The organism is Alloalcanivorax dieselolei B5 (assembly GCF_000300005.1).
In the GTDB taxonomy this organism is placed as follows: Bacteria; Pseudomonadota; Gammaproteobacteria; order Pseudomonadales; family Alcanivoracaceae; genus Alloalcanivorax; species Alloalcanivorax dieselolei.
In genome coordinates, this window is sequence record NC_018691.1 from 2,752,094 (window position 1) to 2,763,639 (window position 11,546).

The window sequence follows — 11,546 nt, forward strand, 5'->3', positions numbered from 1 at the left end:
GAGTTGTCATCATGAGTTCCCGTTCTCTGCTGACCGGCATTAAGCCTTTCCCGCTGTTTCTGGAATCCTGTAAACGCCTGGCACCGTGGGCATTGGCGCGTAACCCGGTGATGATGGTGGTTGCCATCGGCACGATAATCACTTTCGTATTCGCCCTGTTGCACTACAGCCAGGGGTTGCCCTGGCGTTTGGAGATGGTGCTATTCCTGATTCTGCTGGCCACCGTGCTGTTCGCCAACGACGCCGAAGCCCTGGCCGAATCCCGTGGGCGCGCCCACGCCAACAGCCTGCGTGAGACTCGGAAAAACCTCACCGCCCGGCTCCGCAATGCCAATGGCGGTGTCGACGAAATCAGTGCTGATGCACTGCGCCGGGGCGACCTGATCGAGGTGGAAGCGGGGGAGCTGATTCCCGCCGACGGTGACATCGTCGAGGGCGCCGCCACCATCAATGAGTCCGCCATCACCGGCGAGTCCGCCCCGGTTCTGCGCGAGGCCGGCACCGATAATAGTGGTGTCAGCGCTGGCACCAAGGTGCTCACCGACCGCATCGTAATCAAGGTCAGCAATGACCCTGGTGACTCGCTGCTGGATCGCATGATCGCTCTGGTGGAAAGCGCCAAGCGTCAACGCACCCCCAATGAGCTGGCACTATCGGTGCTGCTGGCGGCGATGACACTGATCTTTCTCGTGGTGGTCACCGCCCTGGTGCCGATGGGCGATTTTCTCGGCGCGCCGCTGAGCGTGCCGTTACTGGTGGCGTTGCTGGTCTGCCTGATCCCCACCACCATCGGCGGCTTGTTACCGGCCATCGGCATCGCCGGCATGGAACGCGCCCTGCGCGCCAACCTGGTGGCCAAGTCCGGCAAGGCGGTGGAAGTGGCCGGCAGCATCGACACCCTATTGCTGGACAAGACCGGCACCATCACCCTGGGCGATCGTCGCGCCACCGCGTTTCTGCCCCTGCCCGGCGTTGAACAAAGCGCGCTGAGGGAGGCCGCCTGCCTGGCTTCGTTCGCCGACCCCACCCCGGAAGGCCGCTCGATTCTCACTCTGGCCCTGGACCAGGGCACCACGGTGGCCGCCAACGAACACGCCGACTTCATCGAATTCTCCGCCCATACCCGGCTGTCCGGCGCCGACCTGCCGGAAGGGCGGCAAGTGCGCAAGGGGGCCACCGACGCCATTCGCCGCTTCGTCGAGGAACAGGGCGGCCACTACCCGGACACCACCGATGGTCTGGTGGAACAAGTCGCGAGCAAAGGCGCCACGCCGCTGGTGGTGGCGGAAAACCGGCAAGTGCTCGGCGTCATCGCATTGTCGGATGTGATCAAGCCGGGCATCCGGGAACGTTTCGCCCGGCTGCGCGAAGCCGGTGTTCGCACCGTCATGATCACCGGCGACAACCCGCTCACCGCCGCCGCCATCGGCGCCGAGGCCGGGGTCGATGACGTGGTGGCCGAGGCCACACCGGAACGCAAACTGGCACTGATCCGCGAAGAACAAAGCAAAGGCAGACTGGTGGCGATGATGGGCGACGGCACCAACGATGCCCCCGCCCTGGCCCAGGCGGATCTTGGTCTGGCCATGAACTCCGGCACCCAGGCCGCCAAGGAAGCCGGCAACATCGTGGACCTGGATTCCGATCCCGGCAAATTGCTGGAGGTGGTGGAGATCGGCAAGCAGTTGCTGATCACCCGTGGCGCTCTGACCACCTTCTCCCTGGCCAACGACGTCGCCAAGTACTTCGTCATTCTGCCGGCCCTGTTCGTGGTGGCGCTGCCCAGCCTGGGCGTACTGAATCTGCTCGGACTGCACAGCCCGGACAGTGCCATTCTCTCGGCGGTATTGTTCAACGCCCTGGTCATTCCGGCGCTGATTCCGTTCGCCCTGCGTGGTGTCCAGGTGCGTCCCGGCAGCGCCGACGCCACCCTGCGCCGCAATCTCCTGATCTTTGGCCTTGGCGGTCTGTTGCTGCCCTTTCCCGCGATAAAACTCATCGACCTGGCTCTGGCCTGGATGCTCTAGGAGTCCAACTATGAATTCCCGAACTTTGACCACCACGTCCTGGTTCTCTGTCCTGCGCCTGGCAATAGTGTTGATGCTGCTGTGCGGCGGCCTGTATCCGCTGATCAGTACACAACTGGGGCAAGCGCTGTTCCCCGAACAGGCCCACGGCAGTCTGGTCTATCTGCATGGCGAGGCGGTGGGATCGCGGCTGGCGGCTCAGTCCTTCAGCGAGCCGCGCTATTTCCATAGCCGCCCATCCGCCGCCGACTACGATCCCACCGGGGTGTCCGGCTCCAATCTGGCGCCGAGCAACCCGGAACTGCGCCAGCGAGTAGCGCGGGACGCCGCCGCCCTGTCCCATCAGGAAAACGTTCCCGTTGAAAAACTGCCGGTGGATCTGGTTACCGCCTCCGGCTCCGGCATCGATCCGCACATCAGCCCCGCCGCCGCCGAACTGCAGGCCCCCCGCGTGGCGGCGGCTCGCGGTTTACCCATGGATCAGGTCAGGCGGATCATCGCCGAAAACACTCAAGCGCCTTTCCTCGGCGTGTTCGGCCCCACCTACGTCAACGTCCTCACCCTCAATGTGGCACTGGATCAAGCAGAGAGAATAAACCCATGAAAACTCAATACTCGCTGTTCATTCTCCCTGCTCTTTTTATCTCGGCGGTACCGGCCGGCCTGGAAAGCCAGCACTCTTCCGGTGGCTATGCCGGCGCCTGGTTCTCCACCATCGACGACGGTGACGACGCCGGTTATGAAATGGACCTGACCGCGGGCCACCGCTTCCAGGCCGGGCCGCTGCCGGTGGATGCCGGCCTAATCTACTACGCTTACCCGCTGGCGGAACAAAGCAGCGATGTCGGCGAAGGGTTTATCACCTTGGGGCCGGACCTTCTGCAAATACGCTATGCTGTTACCTTGTGGAAGGAGAACCACGACGGCGACACTCACGATCAGTACGTGGCGCTGGGCGGCGACTATCCGCTCAGCGATGATTACGGCGTTTCCTGGACGGTGGGCCATGTGGAAGACGCCACCGACCAGGACGGCAGTTACCAACACGTGGCACTGGCGCTGAGCCGCGACCTGATCGACCGTGGCGCTCTCAGCCTCGGCGTCGAGAGCAATAACGCCGACGATGATCGCCATCGCAACCGGCCCCGACTGGTGCTCAGTTGGCAATGGAGCCTATGAAAGACCCGACAACACCGGATCCGGACGCCCTGCTGGCGGTCAACGACGACACTGGCCGGGGGCGTCTGAAGATTTTCATTGGCGCCGCCCCGGGGGTCGGCAAGACCTACGCCATGCTACAAGCGGCGCGGGAACTGGCCCGCCAGGGCCAGCCGGTACTGTTGGGCGTGATCGAATCCCATGGCCGCGGCGAAACCGAGGCGCTGTGCGCCAACCTTCCGCGCCTGCCTTTGCGTCCGATCCAGTATCGGGGGCACAGCTTTCATGAGTTCGATCTGCAGGAGGCGCTGCAACAACGCCCTTCTCTGATTCTGGTGGACGAACTCGCTCACCGGAACATTCCCGGCAGTCTCCATCCACGCCGCTATCAGGACATTGAAGATCTGCTTGCTGCTGGCATCGACGTGTGGACCACGGTCAACGTCCAGCACCTGGAAAGCCTCAACGATCACATCGCCCGTATCACTGGCGTGCGCATGCGCGAAACCGTGCCCGACGCCCTGGTTCAATCGGCCCGCGATCTGATCCTGGTGGATCTGCCGCCGGATCAACTGCTGGAACGGCTGCGCCAGGGCAAGGTGTATGTCCCGGAGCAGGCCCGCGCGGCCATGGACCACTTTTTCAACCGGAGCAATCTGACCGCCCTGCGCGAGCTCGCGCTGCAAACCGTGGCCAATCGTATCGACCACGACGTGTTCACCTCCATGGCCAGCCAGGGCGTCGATGGTCCCTGGCCGGTACGTCCGCGTCTGCTGGTATTGGTGGACGGGCGCGGCAATGACAAAGCGGTGGTGCGCGCCGCCGCGCGCATGGCGCAACGGCGCCGGGCACCCTGGACCACTCTTTGGGTGGACACCGGCCAAGCGCCGCCCGATACGCAAAAGCAGAACCTGGCAGCGGTATTCCGACTCACCGAGCAATTGGGCGGCGACACCGTCACCCTGCACGGCCACGATGTGGTCGGCATGGCCCTGGACCATGCCCGCCACCACAACGTCACCGGCATTGTCTTCGGCCGCAGCCGCCACCGTCCGCTGGCTGGCTTGTTCGGTCGTACCTTGAGTCAGAAACTGATGCGCCGGGGCCAGGATTTCGAGCTGACCTGCATCGCCAGCGCACCGCCGCACCACCGTCGGCGCTGGCGTGCGCCGGGCTGGCCGCCGGCACGGCAACTGTGGCTGGCGCTGTCGGTGGTGGCGGCGAGCGTGCTGGCCGCCGCGGTGGCGGACCATTTCCTGGCGTTGCCGAACCTGTCGCTGATCTTTCTTACCGGCGTCCTGCTGGTGGCCAGCCGCACCGGCATGCGCGCCGCCACTTTCGCCGCCGTGCTCAGCCTGCTCACCTATAATTTTTTCTTCACCGAGCCGTTTTTCAGTCTGGCGATGTACCACACCCAGGATATTCTCACCGTGGCGTTCTTCCTGGTCATCGCCCTGGTCACCGGTCGGTTGGCCAGCCGATTGCGCAATCAGGTGGTGAACCTGCGCCGCGTTGGCGACCACAACCGCTCACTGCTGCGACTGAGCCGGAAGCTGGGCGGAGCCACCGGTATTCAGGACGTTCAACGGGAGGCCGGAGAGTACCTGAGCCGGGAGTTCGCCACCGTGGTCAAAGTGGTGCCGTCCCAGGACCTGGATCAGGACAAGGGGCTCACCGGATCATTGCGCACCGCCGCCCAATGGGCTCTGGAAAGCGGCAAACAAGCCGGACGTGGCACCGATACTCTGGGCGATCTGCCACAACGTATCTTTCCACTGCGTTTCCGCGACCAAAGCCTTGGTGTGCTGCTGCTCAGCGCGGACAAGCTGGAAGGGCTCGACACCGCTGTGCTCAGCCATATGGAAACACTGGCCAACCAGGTCGCCCTGGCCCTGTGGCGGGTTCAACTCAGTGCCACCCTGGAAGCCTCCCGCGTCGCCGAGGAAACCGAGCGCCTGCGCTCGGCCCTGCTCTCCTCCATCTCCCACGACCTGCGTACCCCGCTGTCTTCCATGATCGGCGCCGCCAGCAGCCTGCGCGATCAGGCCTCACTGCTCAGTGAAGAACATCGACGGGAACTGCTCGACGCCATCCTCAACGAGGGGCACCGGCTGAACAGCTATATCCAGAATCTGCTGGATATGACCCGGCTCGGCCACGGCACCCTGAAACTGGCACGGGACTGGATCGCGCCGGCGGATCTGATCGCCGCCGCACTGAAACGCACCGCACCGCTTACCGCCAATCTGACACTCCATCGTCAGGTGGAAGCGGACCTGCCGCTGTTGTTCGTACACCCCGCGCTCATCGAGCAGGCCCTGGTGAACTTGATCGAGAACGCCGCCAAATTCTCCCCCACCGGCGGCGAAATCACCCTTGTCGCCCGGGCCGACACTGACCGCATCGTGGTCGAAATCAGCGATCAGGGCCCCGGCATTCCAGAGGATCAACGAGAGAAAGTCTTCGACATGTTCTTCACCGGCGGCGACGGCGATCGGGGGCCCTACGGCAGCGGCCTGGGCCTCGCCATTTGCCGGGGCATGGTCGGCGCCCATGGCGGTACCATCGAGGCCCTGCCGCCCGTCAACGGTAGCGGTGCGCACATCGTGATAACCTTGCCCTTGATGGAACAACAGCCCGATGGACCGAACCATGTCTAGTCCCGCCGCCGGCGGCATTCTGATCATCGACGACGAAGTGCAAATCCGTCGCTTTCTGCGCATCAGCCTGCAAACCGAAGGCTATCAGGTCAACGAAGCCGCCACCGGCGGCGACGGCCTGGCCCTGGCCGAAACCAGCCAGCCCGCGCTGATCGTACTGGACCTGGGCCTGCCCGATCTCGATGGGCAGGATGTGCTTGGCAGGATCAGGGCCTTCAGCAACGTGCCGGTGATCATTCTTTCAGTCCGCGATGACGAAGGCGAAAAAGTGCGCGCCCTGGATCTCGGCGCCAACGACTATGTCACCAAGCCCTTCGGCGTTCAGGAATTCCTTGCCCGGGTGCGCCGGCACCTCGGTCACGTCAACGACGCCGGCGTCGTCCGCAACGAGTACGACGACGGCCACCTGCGCTTCGACCTCGCCCGGCACCAGGTGGAACTGGCCGGTGAACCGGTCAAACTCACCCCCAAAGAATTCAACGTCCTCGGTATCCTGATCCGCAACGCCGACCGGGTCATTACTCAACAACAGCTGCTGCGCCAAGTGTGGGGAGAGAGTCACCAGCACGACAGCCATTACCTGCGTATCCTTATTGGCCGCCTGCGCCATAAACTGGGAGACGACCCGGTGGCCCCGACTTATCTCCACACCGAACCTGGCGTTGGTTACCGCTTTGAGACCCGCGTCAGCTGACCCCCACCCTTGCCTCCACTCCCATTCCTGCTAAACTACCGCGCCGTTACAGGTCCATGCCGGAATAGCTCAGTCGGTAGAGCAACTGATTCGTAATCAGTAGGTCGGAGGTTCGATTCCTCTTTCCGGCACCAGATTATAAAGGCGGTCATTTTCCAATGTGGGAGTGATGGCCTTTTAGGCGGACACGATGATCAACCCTCACGCCCATCGCCTGCCAACGCTCTCTGCATACAAGACAGTTTGAGGCTGGTTTCCCCATATTCCTGCTCAGGTACCGAATCCGCCACCAGCCCGCAACCGGCGAACAGGTGGCATTCCCGGCCACTGATCAGGGCCGAGCGTAACGCGACCACGAAGTCGCCATTGCCGGCGCCGTCAATCCAGCCCAGAGGCCCCGCGTACCAGCCGCGGTCAAAGCCCTCGTGGACGCGAATACAGGCCAGGGCCTCGTGTTTCGGATAACCGGCCACGGCGGGGGTCGGCTGCATGGCCTCCACCAGTTCGAGAACTCCGGCGCCAGCGGCGACACGGCCCTCGATCCGGGTGCTCAAATGCTGCATCACCGGCAGGCGATGCAGCACCGGCTCCGGAGACACCCGCAACTCGTCGAGTAGCGGCCGCAGTGCATCACGGATGGCCTGGACCACCCATTCATGCTCGTGCCGGTCCTTGGCCGAGGCCAGCAGCTGTTCCCCCAGACGCTGGTCGGCCTCCGGGTCGCTTCCCCGTCGTACCGTGCCCGCCAGGGCGTGGGTCTCCACCCTGCCGTCATTCACGGAAACCAGACGTTCCGGTGTCGCCCCTAAAAAGCACAGACCGCCATGACGGACGGCGAAGAGATGGGAGTGCGAGTCCGTGTCACGCAAGCGGCGCAGCACCGTGGCCGCGGACAACCGCTCCGAGTAGGTCTGGTGCAGATGGCGCGCCAACACCACTTTGTTCATCCGGCCCGCCCGGATCGCGGCGATCAACGTTTCCGCCTTCGCCTGCCATTGCCGCGCGCCGATCCCTTGCTCCCGTATCAACGTCGGCGCCGGTGGGGACGACAACGCCGCCCGTTCACCAAGCAGGAGCGTCTCGATATCACGCCGATAGCGATGGCCTTCGACCACCGGGTCGTCGTCCTGCCGCACCAGCTTATGGCAGATCAAACGACTTTCCCGCGCCGTGCACTCCAGCAACAGACGCGGCACCGTCAGGCAAGCGTCGGGGAATCGTCTCCAGGGCCAGTGCCGGTCCGCCGCCTGGTCGAAACGCAGCCCACCGATGGCCCGGGCCCCCGACGTGCCTTCAATGACCGCTTCGTCATTGAGCCGCCGCCAGCGCCGCTGCAGCCCCGCCAAACCGGAATCGGCATCGGGCACGCATTCCAGCGCGCGGCCAATCCCCAGCAACACAAGTTCCGGTTCCCGGGTTTCCCAGTAAAGGCAGTCACCGCCCATGGTTTCCAACCGCTGGTACAACGCCATCGGGTCCGCGCCGGACCAGGGAAAAGCCAACACCGCCAGTACCGGCCGGCCGGATTGCCGGGCCTGTTTTCGCGCCTTGGCGAACACGGATTCAAAATCTCCCACCCGTGTCATCATATTCATGCTTGTCCTCTCCGTGACCGCCAGTACTCCACCTGGCGAGCGATGAACCAGGGAATCAGGTGTTCAAACAAGGATTCGACGAAATCGCTATCGAGTCCGTTTTCTTTTGCCCAGCGGCGACGCGCTTCCAACATCGACGCTACCCGGTCCGGCGCGGGGATGCTTTGTTCATTCGGTTTGAACCGTGACGCGGCCAATACGTAACCCATCCGTTTGCCCAGAAGCGTCACCATTTCATGATCCAGCGTATCGATGGCGTGGCGGATATCGGCAAGGCCGGTGCACTCGTCAGGTCGTAACATACCTTCTCCCTCCTTGGCTGATCGGAAAATCCAGGCGTTGCAGCACTCTGTCGACCAGGTCCGGGTACTGCTCGCGCAGATAGAAGTGGCCGCCGTGAAACGGCAAGATCCCCAGTGTCCAGGGCGTGACGTCCTGCCAGGCCCGCACCTCGTCCTCGTTGATCTCAGCGTCATCAAGGGGAAAACAGACGTCCACGGGCACGCCAACCGATTCGGGACAGTCGCGCGTGTATCGTTCGATCAGCCGGTAATCGTTGCGCAGCATGGGCATGAACAACTCCCGCATGGCCGGTTCATCAAGCGGCGTGCGGCCACCGGAAAGACGTCTTATGTCCTCCAGCAATGCCGCGTCCCCCTGTTGATGGAGCGCGCTGTCACGTTGCCGGTGAGGCGCGGGATGGGCGGACACCACCAGACGGCTCAGTGACAGCTTCCGGCGTCGCAGCCGCAGCGCCACCTCATAGGCCAGAGCAGCACCCAGACTGTGCCCGAACAACACCAGCGGCACCCCGGCGAACGGCGCCAGCGCCTCGGTGATGTCATCGGCCAGCGCTTCCAGGGAGTCCGCGAACGGTTCCGGGTAGCGCTCCTCCCGCCCTGGATACTGCACCGCCAACAGATCGAGATGATCCGGCAGCACCTTGCCCCAATCGCGGTAGCAACTGGCACTGCCGCCGGCGTGCGGCAGGCACACCAGGCGCGCCGACGGTTGTTCGCTGAGACGAAAACAGCGAATAGCCGGGTGCCTTGCCTTTGCGGTCATCATGAGGCCTCCCCGGCAACAAGCCGCTCGACCAGTTGCCGTCGATTGATCTTGCCCAGCCGCGTCAATGGAAAGCCGTCCACGACTTCGAGCCGATCCAGCAGCTTGTAAGCCGCCAGCCCCGAGGCGGACAGATGCGCATTCAATTCCGGCAATCGCGGCGCTTCGCCCTTGACGATGATGCACGCACAGCTGCATTCGCCCAGCGTCTCGTGAGGCAGACCAACCAGCGCCACATCGGCGATGGCCGGGTGCGACAGCAGGTGGTTCTCCACATCCTCCACCGGAACCTTTTCCCCGCCCCGATTAATGACGTCCTTGTCCCGGCCTTCCACCACCAGATAACCGCCGTCCAGACGCCGCACCCGGTCGCCACTGCGGTAATAGCCCTCCTCGGTGAAGGCCCGCCGGTTGTGCGTCTGCGCCCGGTAGTAACCGCGCAGAGTGTAGGGCCCCCGGACCAGCAGTTCGCCGACTTCACCGTCGGGCAGATCCCGGCCCTGTTCGTCCACCACCCGGACCTCGTCGTCCTCGGCCAGGGGGCGGCCCTGGGTATCGAGGATCCGCGACGGTGGATCATCCGGCGCGGTCATGCACAACAGGCCCTCCGCCATGCCGTAGACCTGCTGCAAACCGCACCCCAGGACCTCGCCGACCCGCGCCGCCACCTCGGCTTTGAGACGGGCGCCGCCCACCTGTAACAGACGCAGACTGCTCAGATCGGCGCCGGCATGGGGCGCGAACTCCAGCCACACGCGCACCAGTGTCGGGATCAGAGCGGTCACCGTTATCCGTTCGCTCTCCACCAGCTCGAAGGCGGTATCGGGGCTCGGGTCGGGGCACAGCACCACCGTGCCCCCCACTTCGAACGTTCCCAACAATCCCGGACACGCCAGGGGAAAATTGTGCGCCACGGGCAACACCGCCAGATAACGGGTATCGCCGCGGAACCCGGTCCGCTCGGCGCTGGCGCGGGCGTTATACAGATAATCGTTGTGCGTGCGGGGAATCAGTTTGGGCAAGCCGGTGGTGCCGCCGGACAATAGCAGCACGGCAACGTCATCGGCGGCGGGCACGGCGATCGGACGCGGCTCGGCGTCCAGGGAGGCAAAACGTTGGAAGTCGCCGGCGTCTCCGACCACGAACACCGAACGCAGGGTATCGACCTGCTCCAACAGTGTCCGCGCCATCGGACGATAATCGAAGCCCAGATGCGTATCGGCGATCACATAGGCCCGGGCCCCCGAAAGCCGCGCCAGATGATGGATTTCATTTTCCCGGTGTGCCGGCAACGCCAACACCGGGATCACGCCGACTCGGAACAGCGCCAGGCTCAACGCGACGAATTCCGCCCGGTTGGGCAACTGCAGCAGGATTCGCTGGCCGGCTTTGAATCCCGCCGCCAGCACCCCCGCCGCCAGCCGTTCCACCCAGCTGTCCAGTTCCCGGTAACTCCAGCGCCGGTCACCGTCCACCAGCGCGGGGCGGTCAGCGAAATCGGCGGCGCGGCGGCGCCACCAGCTGCCCAGATCGAGATCGCGCCAATAACCTTTGCGCCGGTAACGCTCCGCCGTTCGCGGCGGCCAGGGTACACAGCCTTCCAACATGGTTGCCTCCTTTGCGGTCAACAGAGGTCAGTCACCCCATCGCGCCGGCCGGAACCCCGGCCGGACGAATCGAGGCACCGTGTGTCAAAGTCCCGTCCAGTGCACGGGACAGGCCTTCCAGTTCGATCCACAACACGCCGGTGCGCTCCGCCGCTTCGACGGAAAATACCGGATCGTCGCCCACCAGATTGTTCAACAGCACGCGGTCCTCCGCCCGCGCCCCCAGACGCACGCGCCGCAATGCCGTGGCGCCGTTGTCGTGTCGCACGGTGGCCGGATGCTGCGGCGGATCGTAGGGCGTCACCAAAAAGGGAAGCCGGCTGTGGCGCGGATAGGCGAAACGGAAGCGGGTGCGCTGGCCGTCCGGACGGGTACGCCGCCAGGGCACGAAACGGCCGAGGGCGATGCCGCAGCGTTTCAGTCTGGCCGTCACCGCCTTGGGGTCATCATTGGTCACCACCGCCACGTCACAAAACCCTTCCCCGGCCTCCCCCCAGCGCACCATGCGTTCGCCGGCGCCACGCCCGGCCATCAGATCGATGGGCCATTTGAAATAACGGGCATTGGCCGGCGTGGTGAGCAATTCGATCACCGGTCCACGACAAAACCAGATGTGCGCGTGCTGGGCTTTTTCCGGGTCGGTGGCGTAGTCCACCTGAAACCCGAGAGCCCGGAAATCCACCACCGCCTGATGCAGATCACGCACCCAGAGCAGCACATGGCTGCAGGACAGACTCATC

At 64.2% G+C, this 11,546-nt stretch carries 10 protein-coding genes and 1 tRNA gene; 6 read left to right on the top strand and 5 right to left on the bottom strand.

Features of this window, described 5'->3' with window-relative positions:
- Positions 1-11 precede the first annotated feature (11 nt).
- The 6 genes from kdpB (at position 12) to B5T_RS12360 (ending at position 6,673) form a co-directional block, all read left to right on the top strand.
- Complete coding sequence (gene kdpB / locus B5T_RS12335; RefSeq protein ID WP_014994839.1) at positions 12-2,027, top strand: potassium-transporting ATPase subunit KdpB; 2,016 nt, start codon at positions 12-14, stop codon at positions 2,025-2,027.
- A 10-nt stretch (positions 2,028-2,037) separates the two neighbouring features.
- Positions 2,038-2,631, top strand: a complete 594-nt coding sequence (gene kdpC, locus B5T_RS12340) for a potassium-transporting ATPase subunit KdpC (protein WP_014994840.1) — start codon at positions 2,038-2,040, stop codon at positions 2,629-2,631.
- On the top strand, positions 2,628-3,206 hold the full coding sequence (locus B5T_RS22305) for a TorF family putative porin (RefSeq protein ID WP_014994841.1): 579 nt from the start codon (positions 2,628-2,630) through the stop codon (positions 3,204-3,206). The genes kdpC and B5T_RS22305 overlap by 4 nt, the downstream gene beginning before the upstream one ends.
- Complete coding sequence (locus B5T_RS12350) at positions 3,203-5,845, top strand: DUF4118 domain-containing protein (RefSeq protein WP_014994842.1); 2,643 nt, start codon at positions 3,203-3,205, stop codon at positions 5,843-5,845. Before B5T_RS22305 ends, B5T_RS12350 begins: the two co-directional genes overlap by 4 nt.
- Entirely contained in the window at positions 5,838-6,539 is a 702-nt protein-coding gene (locus tag B5T_RS12355; protein ID WP_202803003.1) for a response regulator, read from the top strand. The genes B5T_RS12350 and B5T_RS12355 overlap by 8 nt, the downstream gene beginning before the upstream one ends.
- Before the next feature lie 58 nt (positions 6,540-6,597).
- Positions 6,598-6,673: transfer RNA gene (locus B5T_RS12360), tRNA-Thr, on the top strand.
- A gap of 60 nt (positions 6,674-6,733) precedes the next feature.
- Here B5T_RS12360 and B5T_RS12365 read toward each other — a convergent pair.
- From B5T_RS12365 to B5T_RS12385, 5 genes are read right to left on the bottom strand one after another with little or no spacing between them, the layout of a single operon-like run.
- Positions 6,734-8,134: an isochorismate synthase gene (locus B5T_RS12365; RefSeq protein ID WP_014994844.1), complete on the bottom strand. Its 1,401-nt coding sequence runs from the start codon at positions 8,132-8,134 to the stop codon at positions 6,734-6,736.
- Positions 8,131-8,436 carry an isochorismate lyase gene (locus B5T_RS12370; protein WP_014994845.1) on the bottom strand — a complete coding sequence of 102 codons (306 nt, stop codon included), beginning with the start codon at positions 8,434-8,436 and terminating at the stop codon, positions 8,131-8,133. The genes B5T_RS12365 and B5T_RS12370 overlap by 4 nt, the downstream gene beginning before the upstream one ends.
- On the bottom strand, positions 8,423-9,202 hold the full coding sequence (locus B5T_RS12375; protein WP_014994846.1) for a thioesterase II family protein: 780 nt from the start codon (positions 9,200-9,202) through the stop codon (positions 8,423-8,425). The genes B5T_RS12370 and B5T_RS12375 overlap by 14 nt, the downstream gene beginning before the upstream one ends.
- Entirely contained in the window at positions 9,199-10,806 is a 1,608-nt protein-coding gene (locus B5T_RS12380; RefSeq protein WP_014994847.1) for a (2,3-dihydroxybenzoyl)adenylate synthase, read from the bottom strand. Before B5T_RS12380 ends, B5T_RS12375 begins: the two co-directional genes overlap by 4 nt.
- A 31-nt stretch (positions 10,807-10,837) precedes the next feature.
- Positions 10,838-11,545 carry a VOC family protein gene (locus B5T_RS12385; RefSeq protein WP_014994848.1) on the bottom strand — a complete coding sequence of 236 codons (708 nt, stop codon included), beginning with the start codon at positions 11,543-11,545 and terminating at the stop codon, positions 10,838-10,840.
- Position 11,546 lies beyond the last annotated feature (1 nt).